Here is a 16,699-nt window from a genome sequence, read left to right as displayed (position 1 = left end):
TGATGATCGCTCTGCCCCTGGTGGGAGCGGCGATCCTCCTGCTGGGCGGCCGGAGGACTGACAAGATCGGCCACCTGCTCGGGGTGCTCATGGCCGTGGCTTCGTTCGCGGTGGCCGCGCTGTCGTTCGTCCAGCTCCTCGGCTTCGCCCCCGGCGAGCGCCGCCGGGGCATCGAGCTGTACGACTTCGTCCCGGGCCTGGCGAAGGTGGGCCTGCTGGTCGACCCGCTGTCGATCTCGTTCTGCCTGCTGATCACCGGTGTGGGCTCGCTGATCCACATCTACTCGATCGGCTACATGGCGCACGACCCGAACAGGCGGCGGTTCTTCGCCTACCTGAACCTGTTCGTCGCGGCGATGCTCCTGCTGGTGCTGGCCGACAACTACGTCGCGCTGTTCGTCGGCTGGGAGGGCGTCGGCCTCGCGTCGTACCTGCTGATCGGGTTCTGGCAGCACAAGCCCTCGGCGGCGACCGCGGCCAAGAAGGCGTTCATCGTCAACCGCGTCGGTGACTTCGGCCTGCTGATCGGCCTCTTCACGATCTTCGCGACGTTCCACACGCTGGCCTTCAAGGACGTCTTCGCGAACGCGGACAAGGCGTCCTCGGGCACGCTCACCGCGATCGGCCTGCTGCTGCTGGTCGGCGCGTGCGGCAAGTCGGCCCAGCTGCCGCTGCAGTCCTGGCTTCTCGACGCGATGGAGGGCCCGACCCCGGTCTCGGCCCTCATCCACGCGGCGACCATGGTCACCGCCGGTGTCTACCTCATCGTCCGGTCCGGCCCGATCTACCAGGGCGCCGAGACGGCGCAGCTCGTGGTGACGATCGTCGGTGTGGCGACCCTGCTCGCCGGTGCGATCATCGGTACCGCCAAGGACGACATCAAGAAGGCGCTGGCCGGTTCGACGATGTCGCAGATCGGCTACATGGTGCTCGCCGCGGGCATCGGCCCGGCCGGTTACGCCTTCGCGATCGCGCACCTGATCACGCACGGCTTCTTCAAGGCCGACATGTTCCTCGGCGCCGGCTCGGTCATGCACGCCATGAACGACGAGGTCGACATGAGGAAGTACGGCGCGCTGCGGAAGGTCATGCCGGTCACGTTCGCGACGTTCGCCATCGGCTACCTCGCGATCATCGGGTTCCCGCTGCTGTCCGGCTACTTCACCAAGGACGGCATCATCGAGACCGTGATGGAGCACAACGCCGTCCTCGGCTGGCTGGCCGTGCTCGGCGCCGGCATCACCGGCTTCTACATGTCGCGCCTGGTGTTCATGACGTTCTTCGGCGCCAAGCGCTGGGAGCCGACGGCCCACCCGCACGAGTCGCCCGCCGTCATGACCTGGCCGCTGATCATCCTGTCGATCGGCGCGATCGGCCTGGGCGCGTTCCTGGTCCTCGGCAACAGGTTCATGACCTTCCTCGCGCCGGCCGTCGGCGCGCCGGAGGAGATGCCGTCCTTCCACCCGTTCAGCCTCACCGGGCTGGCCACGCTCGCGCTCGTCGCGGTGGGCGCGGTGTTCGCCTGGTTGCGGTACGGCGCGGCCGAGGTGCCGGCGGTCGCCCCGCGCGGCTCGTTCCTCACCACCTTCGCCCGTCGTGACCTGTACGGCGACGCCCTGAACGAGGCGCTGTTCATGCGCCCCGGCCAGTGGCTGACCCGCCTGGCCGTGTTCTTCGACAACCGCGGCGTCGACGGCCTGGTGAACGGCCTGGCCGCCGGCATCGGGGGGACCTCCGGGCGGCTGCGCAGGATCCAGACCGGGTTCGTCCGCTCGTACGCGCTGTCGATCTTCCTGGGTGCGGCCGTCCTGGCCGGTGCCTGGCTCGTCGTAGGGAACCTGTGATGCCCTGGCTTTCAACCCTGATGGGCGTGTCCGTGCTCGGCGCGCTGGGCGTGACCCTTGTCCGCAACGACAAGCTCGCCAAGCAGTTCACCCTCGTGGTGTCGCTGATCGTGCTGGCGCTGACCGTCGCCATGGCGGTCCAGTTCAGCCCGAACGGCGACAAGTTCCAGTTCGCCGAGACGTACGACTGGATCCCCGCGTTCGGCGTCCACTACGGCGTCGCGGTGGACGGCATCGCCCTGGTGCTGATCCTGCTGTCGGTGATCCTCGTGCCGATCGTGGTGCTCGCCTCGTGGCACGACGCCGAGGCCGGCAAGCGCTCGGTCCGCACGTACTTCTCGCTGCTGCTGGTGCTCGAGGCCATGATGATCGGCGTCTTCGCGGCGACCGACGTCTTCCTCTTCTACGTCTTCTTCGAAGCCATGCTGATCCCGATGTACTTCATGATCGGGTCGTACGGCGGGGCGCAGCGGTCGTACGCGGCCGTGAAGTTCCTGCTGTACTCGCTGTTCGGCGGGCTGCTGATGCTGGTGGCGGTGATCGCGCTCTACTCGATCGCCGGCAAGGGCACGTTCATGTTCACCGACCTGGTCGGGACCATCCAGGACGTGACGACGCAGAAGTGGCTGTTCCTCGGTTTCTTCGTCGCCTTCGCGATCAAGGCGCCGCTGTGGCCGTTCCACACCTGGTTGCCGGACGCCGCCGCCCAGGCCCCGGCCGGCGCGGCCGTCCTGCTCGTGGGCGTGCTCGACAAGGTCGGCACGTACGGCATGCTGCGCTTCTGCCTCGAACTGTTCCCCGACGCCGCGAAGTTCTTCACGCCGCTGGTCATCACGCTGTCGGTGATCGGCATCGTGTACGGCGCGATCGTGGCCATCGGGCAGACCGACATGAAGCGGCTCATCGCGTACACCTCGGTGTCGCACTTCGGCTTCATCGCGATGGGCGTGTTCGCCATGACGACCAACGCGGGCTCGGGTGCGACGCTCTACATGGTCAACCACGGCTTCTCGACCGGCGCGCTGTTCCTCGTCGCGGGCTTCCTCATCTACCGCAGGGGCTCGCAGTTCATCTCCGACTACGGCGGCGTGCAGAAGGTGGCGCCGATCCTCGCCGGGACGTTCCTGGTGGCGGGTCTGTCCAGCCTCTCGCTGCCCGGCCTGAGCACGTTCGTCAGCGAGTTCATGGTCCTCATCGGCACCTACGAGCGGTACCTCGTGCCCGCGGTCATCGCGACGACCGGCGTGATCCTCGCCGCGATCTACATCCTGTGGATGTACCAGCGGACGATGAACGGCCCGACCGCCGAGTCGGTGAAGGCGCTGCCGGACCTCAACACGCGGGAGAAGTTCGTGGTGGCGCCGCTGATCGCGCTGCTGCTGGTGTTCGGCTTCTATCCCAAGCCGTTGCTCGACGTGATCAATCCCGCCGTGAAGGACACGCTGTCCAGCGTCTCGGTCACGGACCCGAAGCCGGCCGTACCCGTTGCTCAGGAGGGCAAGTGAACGGCACCATTGAGGCGCCCACCATCGAGTACGCCCTGCTGGCGCCGATGCTCGTCGTCTTCGGCGCGGCGATCGCCGGTGTGCTGGTGGAGGCGTTCACGCCGCGTTACCTGCGCTCGGCGGTCCACCTGCCGCTCACGCTCCTCTCGCTGGCCGGCGCGTTCGCGCTGACCGTGTGGCAGGCGGTCAGGGGCGTGCCGACCAAGCCCGCGGCCATGGGCGCGGTGGCGGTCGACGGCCCGGCGCTGTTCATCTGGGGCACGATCCTCGTGCTCGCCTTCGTGAGCGTGCTGCTGATCAAGGACGAGGAGCACTTCGTCGGCTCCGCGGCGGCCCTGCCCGGGTCGGCCGAGGAGGAGCAGTCGCTGGTGGAGCGCGCCGCGCACACCGAGGTCTACCCGCTGCTGCTGTTCGCGGTGGGCGGCATGCTGCTCTTCCCGGCGTCCAACGACCTGCTGGTGGCGTTCGTCGCCCTGGAGGTCATGTCGCTGCCGCTGTACCTGCTGTGCGGCCTCGCGCGCCGCCGCCGCCTGCTGTCGCAGGAGGCCGCGGTCAAGTACTTCCTGCTCGGCGCCTTCTCCTCGGCGTTCTTCCTGTACGGCACCGCCCTGCTGTACGGCTACGCCGGTTCGGTCGACCTCGCGAAGATCAACCTCGCGCTCGGCTCGGTCGGCGGCCAGGACACGCTGCTCTACATCGGCGCGGCCATGCTCGGCGTCGGCCTGCTGTTCAAGATCGGCGCGGCGCCGTTCCAGGCGTGGAAGCCGGACGTCTACCAGGGCTCGCCCACGCCCATCACGGCGCTGATGGCCTCCGGCACCCTGGTGGCCGCCTTCGGCGCGCTGCTGCGCGTGTTCTGGGTCGGCCTCGGCGGTCTCGACTGGGACTGGCGCCCGGTGTTCTACGGTGTGGCGATTCTCACGATGGTGGTGGGCGCGATCCTCGCGATCACGCAGACCGACATCAAGCGGATGCTCGCCTACTCCTCGATCGCCCACGGCGGCTTCCTGCTCATCGGCGTGATCGCCACCGGCAGCGCCGCGCAGAACACCGCGGCCCTGTCGGGCCTGCTGTTCTACCTGGTGGCGTACGGTTTCACCACGGTCGGCGCGTTCGCGGTCGTCACGATGGTGCGCGACGCGGGCGGCGAGGCGTGGCACCTGTCCCGCTGGGCCGGGCTCGGCAAGCGCTCGCCGCTGCTGGCCGGCACGTTCGCCTTCTTCCTGCTGGCCTTCGCCGGTATCCCGCTGACCAGCGGGTTCTTCGGCAAGTACGCCGTCTTCCAGGCGGCCGTCAGCGGGGGAGCGCTGCCGCTGGTCATCGTCGGCGTGGTGGCCTCGGCCGTCGCCGCGTTCTTCTACGTGCGGGTGATCGTGCTGATGTTCTTCAGCGACCCGGCCGCCGACGGTCCGTCCGTCGTCCTGCCCTCCCGGGGGACCGCGGCTGTGGTAGGTATCGCGGCATTGGCTACGGTAGTTCTCGGGGTGTTCCCTCAGCCCGTGCTTGACCTCGCGCACACGGCTGCGCAGTCCCTGTTCGTCCGATAGGAGATCTCCGTATGGCCGCGCCGCCCGTAGTGGACATTCCTTTCGTCGACGAGCGGTTGGCCGAGGACCTGGCGAACGGTCTCGCGGCAGTGGAGAAGCTGCTGCGCTCGTCGGTCGAGAGCGAGGACGCCTTCGTCACGGAGGCGTCCCGGCATCTCATCGAGGCGGGCGGCAAGCGGTTCCGGGCCACGCTCGTGCTGCTCGCCGCCCAGTTCGGCACCCACGACGCTCCCGGCGTCGTGCCCGGGGCCGTCGTCATCGAGCTGACCCACCTGGCCACGCTCTACCACGACGACGTGATGGACGAGGCCCCGGTGCGCCGGGGCTCCCCGTCCGCCAACGCCCGGTGGGACAACACCGTGGCCATCCTCACCGGCGACTATCTCTTCGCCCAGGCGTCGGAGATCCTGGCCGACCTCGGCAGCGAGCTGATCCGGATCCAGGCGCGCACGTTCTCCCGTCTCGTGCGCGGCCAGATCCGCGAGACGATCGGCCCGGCCGAGGGCCGCGACGCGGTCGCCCACTACATCAGCGTGCTCGCCGACAAGACGGGCTCTCTCATCGCCACCTCGGGCCGCTTCGGCGCCATGCTGGCCGGCGCCCCCGCCGACGTCGTGGACCGCCTCACCGACGCCTGCGAGGCGATCGGCGTGGCCTGGCAGCTCGGCGACGACCTCATCGACGTGGCCGCGCCCACGGCCGACTCGGGCAAGACGCCCGGCACCGACCTGCGCGAGGGCATCCGCACACTCCCCGTGCTGCACGCCCTGGCCTCCGACGACCCTGCCGACGCCCGGCTGCGTACGCTGCTGTCGGGGCCGGTGGCGGAGGAGGACGTCGAGGAGGCGCTCACGCTGCTGCGGGCCAACCACGCGATGACGCAGGCCCGCGCCGAGCTGATCCGCTGGACCGACCGGGCCAAGACCGCCCTCGCCGGCCTGCCCGACATCCCCGCCCGTGCGGCCCTGGTCGCCCTGTGCGACTACGTCGTCGACCGTACGGGCTGACGCCCCGCCGAGGCGGCGTACGCCAGAGCCGAGGCGGCGCTCGCCTGACGTCTCCGCGGGCCGGGGCCGCCCCGTCCGGCCGGTGGCCGAGCACGAGGTCTACTTCTGGTCGGCGAGCCACTCGTCGAAGGTGGTCGGCGCGATGCGGGCACCCTCTCCGGGAAGGAGCACGTCTCCGGCCATCGACGTGTCGAAGAGCCCCGACCAGGTCGGCACGAGCTTGACCGTACGGCCGCGCGCCGCGAGGGTGCGCCGGGCCATGTCGACGAGGTCCTGCGGCTCGGGACCGGCCACGTCGGCGTAGCGCCCCTGGGGCTCGCCCACGGCGATCTCGGCGAGGACGTCGGCCACGTCCGCGGGCGCGATCGGCTGCACGAGCAGCGGTGCGATCGTGGCGACGCCGTCCTGCTCGGTCCAGCTCACCACCATCTCGGCGAAGTCGTGGAACTGCGCGACCGGGACGATCGTCCACGGCACCGGACCGGCGGAGACCAGGCGCTCCTGCTCCCGCTTGCCGGCGTAGTGGGCGTTGCCCTCCACCCGGTGGACGTCGATGATCGACAGCAGCACGTGGTGACGGACGCCCGCCCGCTCCTCGGCGGCGAGCAGGTTGCGAGTGGTCGTGCCGAAGTACGCCACCGCCTCGTCCCGGTCGGTCGCCTCCGAGCTGATCGCGTCGACCACCGCCTCGACGCCGGCCAGAGCGTCGTCCAGCCCCTCACCGGTCAGCAGGTTCACGCCGAGGGACCGGCTGATGCGTACGACGTCGTGCCCGTCCCGTTCGAGGGCGGCGACGGTGAGCGACCCGATGTTCCCGGTGGCGCCGGCGACTGCGATTCGCATGGTCTTCTCCTTCACTCGATGCCACGGATGCCATCTCGGACAAAAAAGGTCCGCAATGTCTGCAATATACTACGGCCTATGAAGCTGCCCGCGAGCACCGAGTGGGTGTTGCACTGCGCCACCACGCTGGCGCAGCTGGAGCCGGGCGCCACCGCGTCGGCGGCACAGCTGGCTGAGTATTACGACGTCCCGGCGCCCTACCTGGCCAAGCAGCTGCAGGCGCTCGTGAAGGCCGGCGTGCTGGCCGCGATGACCGGCCCGCGGGGCGGCTTCCGGCTCGGGCGGGCGGCCTCGGACATCACGTTGCTGCAGATCGTCGAGGCTGTCGACGGCGCGTCTTCGCCGTACGAGTGCCGTGAGATCCGCCAGAGGGGACGGGGGGCGCTGCCTCCCGAGGACTGCCGGAGCATCTGCGTGATCGCCGAGAAGATGGGCGAGGCGCACGCCGCGTGGCGCGACAGCCTCGCGGGGGTCACGCTCGCCGACATCCTCGCCTCGCTGCCGGAGTCGGCGCCCGCACGCACCCGGTCGCGCATCGGGGCCACGCGCTGACGCCGCCGAGGGGTGCGTGTCAGCGGCCGGCGAGGAGCTGGACGACGGGAGCGAACGCGTCGGCGTAGAAGCCGTTGACGGTGACGTAGGAGACGCCCAGCTCGTCACGGCGGCGCAGCAGCGTGTCGGCCATCTCCCGGGGCGAACCGCGCAGTACGGCGGCCGCGCCGTCGGGGATGGTGCGGGATCCCTCGGGCAGCCACGGGGCCGGCGTGTCGCCGACCTGGAAGAGGTTCATGCTCAGCTCGATGTCGTCGAACCTCGCCCCGGCCGTCTCCCGCAGGATGCCGACGGGCCCGCGCAGGCCCTCCTCGGGCGTGTCGGCGGGCACGGCGAGCGCGACGATGTCGGCCGCCTCCGCGGCGAGCGCGAGCATGCGGGGGCCGGCGCCCGCGACCAGGATGGGCGGCCCCTGAGGGCGCACGCTGAGGCGGCCCTTCGCGAACGCCGTCCGCACCTCGTCGATCACCGACCTGACCTGCGCGACGCGCTCACCCGCGGTGCCGTACGGCACGCCGAGCGCGTGGGCGTCCCGCTCGGCGGCGGGGCGGCCGGCTCCCAGGCCGACCTCCAGCCGTCCGCCGGACAGGAAGTCGAGCCCGGCCAGCTCGTGCGCCAGCAACCGGGGATTGCGGTAAGGCGCGGCCAGCACGAACGTGCCCACGCGCAGCGTCGTCGTGGCGGTGGCCGCCGCGGTCATGGCGAGCAGCGGCGGGAGCGTCCCCAGCGTGTCGGGGACGAGAAGGGTCGAGTAGCCGAGGTTCTCGGCCCGGCGGGCCGTGGCCGTCCACGCGGCGGCGTCGGGAGCCAGGCCGGCGACGATCCCGAAGCGGAAGTCCTTGCTCATGGGCCGATCCTCGCCGCTGCGGCCGGTCGAGGTCGTCCCCCCGTCGGTGGCGGGAGCCGTACTCCCGGGGGCGTACTACACGGTCTGGAGCTCGGCGGCGCGCTCGCGGCGGGAGACGCGGGCGGCGCGGATGCTGTCCCAGGTGAAGACGCTCAGCGCGAGCCAGACGACGACGAAGCCGGCCCACCTGCTGGCGGGCATGGTCTCGTGGACGATCAGCACGCCGCAGAGGAACTGCAGCACCGGCGCGATGTACTGCAGGAGGCCGATGACCGTGAGGGGGACCAGCAGCGCCGAGGCGGTGAAGAACAGCAGCGGCACCGCTGTGATCAGGCCGGCGGCCACCAGCAGCAGGGCGTGGCCGGCGCCGTGGTGGGCGAAGGTGCCCGTGCCGTTCGCCTCCAGGACGAGCAGGTAGGCCAGGGCCGGCACCAGCAGCACGAGGGTCTCGATGGTCAGGCTCTCCGCGCTGCCCACCCCCGCCTTCTTCTTGACCAGGCCGTACGTGCCGAAGCTGAAGGCGAGCACGAGCGCGATCCAGGGCAGGCGCCCGTAGTCGAGCGTCAGGATGAGAACCGCGACCGCGCCAAGGCCGACCGCGGCCCACTGCCACACGCGTAGCCGCTCACGGAAGACCAGCACCCCGAAGAGCACGCTGACCAGGGGGTTGATGAAGTAGCCGAGGGCGCTTTCGACCACGTGGCCGGTGTTGACGGCGTAGATGTAGGTGCCCCAGTTCACCGAGACCGTGACGGCCGCGACGGTGAGGAGGATCAGCTGGCGTCGGGTGATGGTGCGAATCCACGACCAGTGACGTCGTACGGCGAGGACCGCGACCACCACGACGAGCGACCAGACCATCCGGTGCGCGAGGATCTCCACCGCGCCGGAGGGCTTGAGCAGGGGCCAGTAGAGAGGGAACAGACCCCACATCGTGTAGGCGGCGACGCCGAACAGGAGGCCACGGCGGGTATCAGGCATGTCGCCTATCTTCGCTGCTTACCTGGATTCAGGACAAATAAGGAGCTCTACGCCTGACGTTTAGGAATCCTTACGGGAGGAACAACGCGGCCGGGTGGGTGGTTGGTGTTGGCAGAACAGAAGGGGAGGTTCACGATGGGCTGGCTGTTCGGCAGGGACAAGACGACGATGGTGGAGCCCACGGACGCGCTGCCGGGCCGGGCCGAGATCATGCCGGTGGCCACCCGCCATCAGGTCCTCGGCGCGCCGCTGGCTCCGCCGTACCCCGAGGGAACGGAGATCGCCGAGTTCGGGCTGGGCTGCTTCTGGGGGGCCGAGCGCAAGTTCTGGCAGACCCCGGGCGTCGTCTCGACCGCGGTGGGCTACGCGGGCGGGTACACGCCCAACCCCACGTACGAGGAGGTCTGCTCCGGCCTCACGGGGCACACCGAGGTCGTCCGGGTGGTCTTCGACCCGGCCCAGGTGTCGTACGAGGAACTTCTCAAGGTCTTCTGGGAGGCGCACGACCCCACCCAGGGCATGCGCCAGGGCAACGACGTCGGCACGCAGTACCGGTCGGCCGTCTACACGCACGGCCCGGAGCAACTGGAGGCCGCCCTGGCGTCCCAGGAGGCGTACCAGAAGGTGCTGACCGACGCCGGGTACGGCGAGATCACCACCGACATAGCCCCCGCCGGCGAGTTCTACTTCGCCGAGGATTATCACCAGCAATACCTTTTTAAGGTGCCAAACGGCTACTGCGGCATCGGCGGCACCGGCGTGAGCTGTCCCGTCGGCCTGACCGCTGGCGAGGCCTGATCAGTCGGCTGGCAGGATCGTGAGTCGTTGCCCCTTGGGAAGATGACGAGGGGCAACGACAAGGTAGTCGCGCTGATCCAACGTGGCGACTTCGCGAAGGTCGAAGCGCTCGGCCAGGGCTATCACGCAGGCGTCCACGGCCTGAAGACGGAGCGAGGCGTAGGCCGAGAGCAGCTCGGACATTCGCCGATAGTCATGGGGCGTCGCCTCGATCACGCGGAGTTCGTCGTCGGCGATGGCAGCGCAGAACTCGGCGGCGAGAGTGGGGCTGCCGCGGCGCACTGGATCGGAGAGCAGGTGACAGATCTCTGTCACCGCGAGCGATGGCACGACGAGTTTGGTCCAGTTCTGCGCGAGAAACCGGACGCAGCGAGCGTGGTCCTTGTCGGCCCTGTTGAACGCCGCGACGAGGGGTCCCGTGTCGCAGAGGATCACGCGGTGATCGCTCCGTCGGACTCCTCGTGGTGAGGATAGGTGAGGTACCGGTCGTGGTGGACGCCGAGGTCTGCCGGCCCTTGTAGCGCGCCGACGAGCGCGGAGAGGTGCCGTGGAAGTGCGGGCACGTCGAGTGGCTCCTCGATGTCGGCCCAGCCTTCGTTGTCCAAGTCCATGCTGCCAAGTGTAGGCCCCGACCTGCCCGCAGGCAGTGAGATGTCGCAGCGTGAGGTGAGGAGGCATCTATTGCCTGAAGTGAACCGCTACCACCAGCAATACCTTTTTAAGGTGCTGAACGGCTACTGCGGCCTCGGCGGCACCGGAGTCTCCTGCCCCATCGGCCTGACGACCGGCGAGAGCTGATCAGTCGCCGGGCGGGATCGTGACACCTCCGAGCGGCCTGGTGGTACTCGGAGGTTTCCTGCCTCCGATGCCGATCGTTTGCTACTTGAAGTAGTAAACTACCGCTATGAGTACACCTGAACAGGCCTTCCCGCCCGGGGACGGGCCCGCGGCCAAGGTGAGCGTTTCCTTGCGAGCCGGCAACATCCGCGCCATCAAGGAGCGTGTCGGCGCGCGTGGGTTCTCCGCGTACGTCGACGCCGCTGTGGAGCGGCAGATCGAGCGGGACCTACTGGAGGAGGCCCTGCAGGCGAACGAGAACGAGTGCGGTCCCATCCCGCAGCATCTGCGGGACGAGGCTGAGCAGCTGTTCCGTAGCGTGAAGTCCGCTCCGGAGCTACAGGAGGGGCGTGGATGGCACGCGCACGAAGCAAGCTGAGTGCGGGGACGGTCATCCTTGACTCCGAGGGACTCTCGAAGTGGTGCGCGGCCGATCAGCGAGTTACGGCGATCGTCCGAGAGGCACAGAACAACGACTTCCGCGTGGTTATCAGTGCCTTGACGTCTATCGAGGCCTTCGACGGCCGGGTGACAAACGACCGGTTGCGCTGGCATCTGTCCCGGCTGCGTGTCGAGCCGGTGACCGAGGAGGTCTCCGTCCACGCGCTGGATCTGCTCCGTGAGAGCGGTCTTCACGGCCACAAGTACGCGATCGATGCCGTCGTGGCCGCCACGGCTCTTCGCTCCACCCGGCCCGTTATCGTCCTCACCTCGGACGAGGACGACATGAGCAAGCTCTGCGGAAAGGCAGTCCGCCTCGTGCGGGTGTAGGTGCCGAATTATTGCCCCAGCGATACGACTACCACCAGCAATACCTTTTTAAGGTGCCAAACGGCTACTGCGGGATCGGTGGTACGGGCGTCGCGTGTCCGATCGGCCTCACCACTGGTGAGGACTGACCTGCGGTAACTGACTGATCCTGGCCCTTGGTCGCCCGGCAAGCCCGGTGCCGATTGAAGGGTTGGAATCTTGAGTGGAGTCCGATACGCGACAGCCGAGGGTCGAGTCGGCGGACCGCCCTCGGCCTGAATTCGGGTTAAGCGTCCGCTACATCCGTGGTGCCACCTTCGCCGATTTTCCCCTGATGCTCGCTTCCCGTGTCGAAGAAGGTGTCAAGGTATTCATCCGGAAGGTCTTCGCGGCGCAGGCGTCGTTGCCGCACCGAAATCGCCGTATCCGCAGGTGGAGGATGGTCTCCTGGCCGCCGACGGCTGTGTCGTACACCCGCCGCTCGTGGCTCCTGTGCACACGGTGGGACACCGTCCCGCATCGCGGACACGCCGCCTGCATGGTGCGGGCTCTGGCCCGGATCCGCACCGACGTCCCCGACCGGCACACGCCGTCGATCTGCAGACAGGCCAGGTGAGGGAAGAGAACCGCGAGCAACTTCGAGATCGTCACCCAGCATGATCAGCAACATCCGCAGCCGAGCGCTGGAAGATCACAGAATTAGTGCCAGAACCACGATCGAGCCGGAATTGACACCCGTCATCCGAAGGACACCGACGCCTGAGGTCGGCTGACCCGCCCAGATCTATGACATAGCCAGGTCCGGCACCGAGGGCAGGAGAATATGTTGCCAGGTGTGCGGGCTGGTGCGGCAACCACGAACATTCGCAGGGGTTGGTCAGGCGGCTTCGTTGGCGGGTCGTCCCCGGCGGTGTTGTTTCTCGCTGCGGCTGCGGCTGCGGCTGCGGCTGCGGGCGCGTTCGCGTCGCTGGGCGGCAAGTGTGATGCCACCGCGGGCCCCACCTGAGCCGCTCGGCTTGGAGTCCACAAGATTCACCGTCACGCCGTGTCTTGTCGTGATTTTCTATGCGGATGTCGAAGATGCGGAGCGTCGTGCTCGCGGTGATCGTGGCTACGGCCGTGGGCCCGGGCGTTTCCGTGCTCCTCAGGGTGACCGGCGGGCTCGAGTCGGCGGGGGTGCTGACCGGCCTGGCGGCGGGGGGCCTCCTGCGGGGGAAGCCGGTCAGGGCCGCGGTCGCGACCCTGTACGGCAGCGCCTCGGCCGTTCTGATCGGCGAGATCTCGCAGGGCGCTTTCGGCGGCGGCCCGGATTTCGCCGACGCCATGGCCGTCCGGCCGGGCTGGCCAGGGTGGATGATCGGGGCCGTGCTCGCCTACGCGATCGCAGCCGGGAGGCCGCCCAGGGCGCAGGCCGATCAGATGGCCCCCGCGCATCCGGTTACGACGCACGCCGATCCCGCTGGGGTGACTCGCGCGCACCGGACCACGATCGGGCGGCTGCCGCACGCCGATTCCGGCGAGGCCGGGCACCTCATGCTCTCGATCGTGTTCACGGCCGCGCTCGCCGCCGTGCTCGCCTGCGGCCAGATCGTCGCCGGCAAGGCACTGGGCATGACCTTATGGGAGGCCTACCACGAGTATGACGGGCCGGGCTGGTATCGCGACCTGACCCGTGCCCTCTGGTATCCCGCCGCCTCGGTGGTGCTGGCCTCGCTCGTCGCGGGCGGGATGCCTGCCGGCCGGTGGCGTTTCCTGGCGCCACCCCTGGCGGCGTGGCTCGGCTGTGCGGTGACGGCCGGGCCGCTGCAGTATCTCCAGGCGCTCGGCGCGCCGTACGACCCCCCGGCCGTGGCGCTCATGGCGTCCCTCGCGGGTGGCGGCGTCGGCGCGGCGGCAGGCGCCGCCGCGCTCCGGCATACCGGGACACGCCTCGGACTGGTCTGCTTCGTCCTGCTGTTCACCGCCGGCGACGCTACCGGCCGGCTGGACGACTTCCCCGTGGGAGTCTTCGTGTCGATCGCGCTGGCCGCCGTGGTGGCCGCGTGGGTTACGGCACGACGGAACGCGGACATCGGACCGGGGATACTGGCGGGCATGGCGGGGCCGCTGTTCATCTGGTCGGTGTACGCGACGGTCGGTTCCCGGCTTTATGACCACTCCACCCAGGCGCTGCCGTACTGGAACGCCATGATCGTCGCGCTGCTGGCGCCGGCCGTCGCGCTGCCGGCCGCCGCCCTGGCACGGCTCGCTCGGCCGCGGACAAGGGCGCGACCGCATTGTGATACGGCGGCTCGTTGACGGCGTCGATCCGGTCCAATGACCCGCCGACATCTGTGACACAGCGAGTCCCGGTGCCGAGGCTGAGCAAGTGTCGCGAGATCCCAGCATGATTTATTGCCCGAGGAGAACCGCTACCACCAGCAATACCTTTTTAAGGTGCCAAACGGCTACTGCGGCATCGGCGGCACCGGTGTGAGCTGCCCCGTCGGCCTGACCGCCGGCGAAGCCTGACCTGCGGTAACTGACTGATCCTGGCCCTTCGCCGCCCGGGCTGGTGCGGTGTGGGCCGGGGTCAGGCTCGACGCGATCGGCGGTCTCGAAGTGCGGGCCTGGGTGGGGCGCGGCCGTCCCACAGCGCGGCGCGCCAGGTGGGCGAGGTTGGAGCGCTATCAGAATGTGTTCTGAATTAGACTGACGGCGTGAGCATCAGCAATGCCGACGCCGTCACCTTCTCGGACCTGTCGAGGAATCCCCGGGCTGTCGCCGAACGCGCCGCGCGACTCGGTCGCGTACGTGTGACTCACCGGGATGCCCAGGACTTCTACCTGACCGCGGCTGACCGTGAGGAACGACGCGAGCAGACGCTGGCCACTGCTTCCCGTCTGTTCCTCGCGCTGCTGAGGCATGATCCGACCGCCCGCGCCCTGGTCATCGCCATGCCTGAGGTCTTTCCCTGGGTTCGTCACCTCTCCTCTGATGAGGTGCGGTCCTTCACTCTTGAACTGGTTGAGGCGCTCTCTGACGCGGCCGAGCTGGATGTCGACGCCACTACTCAGGAAGTCATCGCAGGCTGGCGGGCCACCGCCCGGATCAAGGCCGACCCCGCGCACTATGCGCAGGCGCGTGAGGCGACGAGCGGAGACTTCGGGCCGGTTGAGGTTTCGGTATGAGTCCGAAGCGCGGAGACCGGGTCACAGTCCCGCCTCCTGACAGCGAATGGGACGTACGGTTCGGTACGAGCGATGCGGTGAAGGGCTGGGAGGAACTATGCCGTCATGCCCTGGCCAACACACGCCGCTGCTTGGAGACGCTGCGCGCAGATCCACGCTCACGCACCGACCATGAGCGTCAGCATCGCCTGCGTGGCGACCTCGCGACTCATTGCCACAACGGACAGGACCTCGAGCAATGGGAGTTCGAGGTTACCAGCGGTGGGCGCGTGCGCTACGTGATCGACGACGCCGCTCACACGGTATGGATCGTCTATGCCTCGCCCCGTCATCCCAAGGACACCGATGTCTGAGGCCGGCTGACCTGCTGGCGAATGTGATACAGCCATTCCCAGCGCCGAGGGCGGGAGCAAATGTCGCAAGGTCGTAGCGCGACTTGTTGCCTGGAGTGAACCGCAACCACCAGCAATACCTTTTTAAGGTGCAAACGGCTACTGCGGCACCGGTGTGAGCTGCCCGGTCGGCCTGACTGCCGGTGATGCTTGATCTGCGGCAACTGACTGATCCTGGCCCTCGGTCGCCCGGCAAGCCCGGTGCCGATCGAGGGTCAGAGCCGTGCGAGCAGGCGAGATTCCGCCGGCAACATCCGATACGCGGCCTCAGCAGATGGCGTTCACCACGTAACGAGCTCGGTCAGCGCGGTGCTGGTCGTTTCGTCGGCCGGTAGGAATGCTTCCAATCGCAGTTCTGCGATGGTGACGTCGGTGGCGGTACCGAAGTGAGTCAGTGTGGTGATGAGTCGCAGTTCCCGGTTCTCCGGCTCGCTCATGCGGAGGTGGAGCGGTACCGCGAAGCCGAGATGATGCGGCGGCAGTTTTCGTGGACGCGGCGGCGCCAGGCCGACGAGTTCCGCGGCGAGCAGTTGGAGCCGATCGCTCGGGTTCCGCGTGCTCTCGGCGTGGATGCGTTCGATGATGTGCCATGCCCACTCGTCGAGGTTGAGGATGCGCGGCGCGAGTCCTTGAGGGTGCAGCAGGACTCGGGGGACGCTCACCGGTGGGGCGAGCAGGTGCGGGTCCACTCCGCGGATGATCACCTGAAAGCCGGCGTTGGCCGAGACGAGGTCGCCGTGCCGGTCGACGATCACGGCCGGGTACGGCAGGTGGCCGTGCAGGACGCGGTCGAGGGCGGTTCGTACCGCTGCCAACTGGGGATCGTCCAGGTCGGTCTGCGGGTACGCGGGCGCGAACCCCGCGGCGAGGAGCAGTTCGTTGCGTTCGCGGATCGGCACCTCGAGTGACTCGGCCAGCCGTATGATCATCGACCGGCCAGGGACCGAGCGTCCGCTCTCGATGAAGCTGACGTGCCGTTGAGTGGTGCCGGCGCGCACCGCCAGTTCGAGTTGGCTGACGCGTCGGCGGGTGCGCCACTCGCGCAGCGCACCCGCGAGTCCGCCGCTTGCCGATTCGGTGATCATTCCTCCTGTTTACCGGGCATGGCACCGGTCGGCGATTCCCTTCGAGGAATTGTCGCGGTGCGTCCGGCGCAGCATATTCGTGGTCGCAAACGATCAACCACGACCTGAGGATCGTCATGGCCGACACAGACCTGAAGAATCTCACCGACCGCTATGTCGCGGTGTGGAGTGAACCCGACCCGGAGCGTCGCCGCGCCGCCGTTCGCGAGCTGTGGTCCCCCGACGCGGTCCATGTCCTGCAGCCGCCTCAGGAGATGCGACAGGCCGCTGAAGGGCTGGGGTTCGATCGTCTCGTACTGGAGGCTCGCGGTTATGACGCACTGGAACTGCGGGTGACGCGCGCGTACGAGGAGTTCGTCGCTCCGGGCGCCTACGTTTTCCGGTCCCGCGGCGATGCCGAACGGCTCCACGACGTGGTCAAATTTCGCTGGGAGATGGTGGCTCGCGGCGGTGGCGATGCGGCCGGTATCGGGCTGGAAATCCTCATGCTGGGCGCGGACGGTCGCATCGTCAGCGATTACCAGTTCATCGAGGGATGACC

Annotated in this window: 19 protein-coding genes and 1 pseudogene; 13 read left to right on the top strand and 7 right to left on the bottom strand. The window is 68.7% G+C overall.

The features are described from left to right. The first annotated feature begins 2 nt into the window (after window positions 1–2). From nuoL to HHX40_RS29390, 4 genes are read left to right on the top strand one after another with little or no spacing between them, the layout of a single operon-like run. Window positions 3–1,844, top strand: a complete 1,842-nt coding sequence (gene nuoL / locus HHX40_RS29405) for an NADH-quinone oxidoreductase subunit L (RefSeq protein WP_182883214.1) — start codon at window positions 3–5, stop codon at window positions 1,842–1,844. Further along, window positions 1,844–3,349 carry an NADH-quinone oxidoreductase subunit M gene (locus HHX40_RS29400; RefSeq protein ID WP_182872877.1) on the top strand — a complete coding sequence of 502 codons (1,506 nt, stop codon included), beginning with the start codon at window positions 1,844–1,846 and terminating at the stop codon, window positions 3,347–3,349. Before nuoL ends, HHX40_RS29400 begins: the two co-directional genes overlap by 1 nt. Further along, window positions 3,346–4,896, top strand: coding sequence for an NADH-quinone oxidoreductase subunit NuoN (gene nuoN / locus HHX40_RS29395; protein WP_182883180.1), 1,551 nt, complete (start codon window positions 3,346–3,348; stop codon window positions 4,894–4,896). The genes HHX40_RS29400 and nuoN overlap by 4 nt, the downstream gene beginning before the upstream one ends. 11 nt (window positions 4,897–4,907) lie before the next feature. Further along, a complete protein-coding gene (locus tag HHX40_RS29390) occupies window positions 4,908–5,903 on the top strand; it encodes a polyprenyl synthetase family protein (protein WP_182883179.1) in 996 nt (331 codons plus the stop codon). 99 nt (window positions 5,904–6,002) lie between these two features. Here the strand turns inward: HHX40_RS29390 and HHX40_RS29385 are convergent, their stop codons facing one another. Beyond that, on the bottom strand, window positions 6,003–6,746 hold the full coding sequence (locus tag HHX40_RS29385; protein ID WP_182883178.1) for an SDR family oxidoreductase: 744 nt from the start codon (window positions 6,744–6,746) through the stop codon (window positions 6,003–6,005). Between the two features lie 78 nt (window positions 6,747–6,824). Here HHX40_RS29385 and HHX40_RS29380 point away from each other — a divergent pair, with 78 nt between their 5' ends. Further along, on the top strand, window positions 6,825–7,298 hold the full coding sequence (locus HHX40_RS29380) for an RrF2 family transcriptional regulator (RefSeq protein ID WP_182883177.1): 474 nt from the start codon (window positions 6,825–6,827) through the stop codon (window positions 7,296–7,298). Window positions 7,299–7,317: 19 nt separating this feature from the next. On the opposite strand, the gene HHX40_RS29375 is transcribed toward HHX40_RS29380, so the two are convergent. Both HHX40_RS29375 and rarD read right to left on the bottom strand, forming a co-directional pair. Next, window positions 7,318–8,145, bottom strand: coding sequence for a TIGR03621 family F420-dependent LLM class oxidoreductase (locus tag HHX40_RS29375; RefSeq protein ID WP_182883176.1), 828 nt, complete (start codon window positions 8,143–8,145; stop codon window positions 7,318–7,320). Window positions 8,146–8,220: 75 nt separating this feature from the next. Continuing rightward, window positions 8,221–9,126: an EamA family transporter RarD gene (gene rarD, locus HHX40_RS29370; protein WP_182883175.1), complete on the bottom strand. Its 906-nt coding sequence runs from the start codon at window positions 9,124–9,126 to the stop codon at window positions 8,221–8,223. Between the two features lie 135 nt (window positions 9,127–9,261). Between rarD and msrA the strand changes: the two genes are divergently transcribed. Then, entirely contained in the window at window positions 9,262–9,924 is a 663-nt protein-coding gene (msrA, locus tag HHX40_RS29365; RefSeq protein ID WP_182883174.1) for a peptide-methionine (S)-S-oxide reductase MsrA, read from the top strand. Here the strand turns inward: msrA and HHX40_RS29360 are convergent, their stop codons facing one another. Together HHX40_RS29360 and HHX40_RS29355 are read right to left on the bottom strand one after the other, a co-directional pair. Continuing rightward, entirely contained in the window at window positions 9,925–10,359 is a 435-nt protein-coding gene (locus HHX40_RS29360) for a type II toxin-antitoxin system VapC family toxin (RefSeq protein WP_182883173.1), read from the bottom strand. Further along, window positions 10,356–10,535, bottom strand: a complete 180-nt coding sequence (locus HHX40_RS29355; protein WP_182883172.1) for a hypothetical protein — start codon at window positions 10,533–10,535, stop codon at window positions 10,356–10,358. The genes HHX40_RS29360 and HHX40_RS29355 overlap by 4 nt, the downstream gene beginning before the upstream one ends. A gap of 293 nt (window positions 10,536–10,828) precedes the next feature. Between HHX40_RS29355 and HHX40_RS29345 the strand changes: the two genes are divergently transcribed. Both HHX40_RS29345 and HHX40_RS29340 read left to right on the top strand, forming a co-directional pair. After that, window positions 10,829–11,140: a hypothetical protein gene (locus HHX40_RS29345; RefSeq protein ID WP_182883171.1), complete on the top strand. Its 312-nt coding sequence runs from the start codon at window positions 10,829–10,831 to the stop codon at window positions 11,138–11,140. Next, complete coding sequence (locus HHX40_RS29340; protein WP_182883170.1) at window positions 11,116–11,532, top strand: PIN domain-containing protein; 417 nt, start codon at window positions 11,116–11,118, stop codon at window positions 11,530–11,532. The genes HHX40_RS29345 and HHX40_RS29340 overlap by 25 nt, the downstream gene beginning before the upstream one ends. Before the next feature lie 276 nt (window positions 11,533–11,808). Here the strand turns inward: HHX40_RS29340 and HHX40_RS38350 are convergent, their stop codons facing one another. After that, window positions 11,809–12,051, bottom strand: a complete 243-nt coding sequence (locus HHX40_RS38350) for a transposase family protein (RefSeq protein WP_396788431.1) — start codon at window positions 12,049–12,051, stop codon at window positions 11,809–11,811. 531 nt (window positions 12,052–12,582) lie between these two features. Between HHX40_RS38350 and HHX40_RS29330 the strand changes: the two genes are divergently transcribed. From HHX40_RS29330 to HHX40_RS29315, 4 genes and pseudogenes are all read left to right on the top strand, one after another. After that, window positions 12,583–13,809 carry a hypothetical protein gene (locus HHX40_RS29330; RefSeq protein WP_182883168.1) on the top strand — a complete coding sequence of 409 codons (1,227 nt, stop codon included), beginning with the start codon at window positions 12,583–12,585 and terminating at the stop codon, window positions 13,807–13,809. Between the two features lie 114 nt (window positions 13,810–13,923). Beyond that, window positions 13,924–14,022 (top strand): annotated as a pseudogene (locus tag HHX40_RS38345) (peptide-methionine (S)-S-oxide reductase); the annotation flags it as partial. 188 nt (window positions 14,023–14,210) lie between these two features. Continuing rightward, window positions 14,211–14,681 carry a hypothetical protein gene (locus HHX40_RS29320; protein WP_182883167.1) on the top strand — a complete coding sequence of 157 codons (471 nt, stop codon included), beginning with the start codon at window positions 14,211–14,213 and terminating at the stop codon, window positions 14,679–14,681. Between the two features lie 77 nt (window positions 14,682–14,758). Continuing rightward, window positions 14,759–15,034, top strand: coding sequence for a hypothetical protein (locus HHX40_RS29315; protein WP_259404012.1), 276 nt, complete (start codon window positions 14,759–14,761; stop codon window positions 15,032–15,034). Between the two features lie 320 nt (window positions 15,035–15,354). Here HHX40_RS29315 and HHX40_RS29310 read toward each other — a convergent pair whose 3' ends face one another. Continuing rightward, the gene (locus HHX40_RS29310) at window positions 15,355–16,158 is read right to left on the bottom strand and encodes a helix-turn-helix domain-containing protein (RefSeq protein WP_182883165.1); all 804 of its coding nucleotides are present in this window, start codon (window positions 16,156–16,158) and stop codon (window positions 15,355–15,357) included. A gap of 116 nt (window positions 16,159–16,274) precedes the next feature. On the opposite strand from HHX40_RS29310, the gene HHX40_RS29305 reads away from it, so the two are divergent. Further along, the gene (locus tag HHX40_RS29305; protein ID WP_182883164.1) at window positions 16,275–16,697 is read left to right on the top strand and encodes a hypothetical protein; all 423 of its coding nucleotides are present in this window, start codon (window positions 16,275–16,277) and stop codon (window positions 16,695–16,697) included. Window positions 16,698–16,699 lie beyond the last annotated feature (2 nt).

Source organism: Microbispora sp. H10949 (assembly GCF_014161435.1).
GTDB classification, from domain to species: Bacteria; Actinomycetota; Actinomycetes; order Streptosporangiales; family Streptosporangiaceae; genus Microbispora; species Microbispora triticiradicis.
This window is presented reverse-complemented; position numbering and strand designations above follow the sequence as displayed.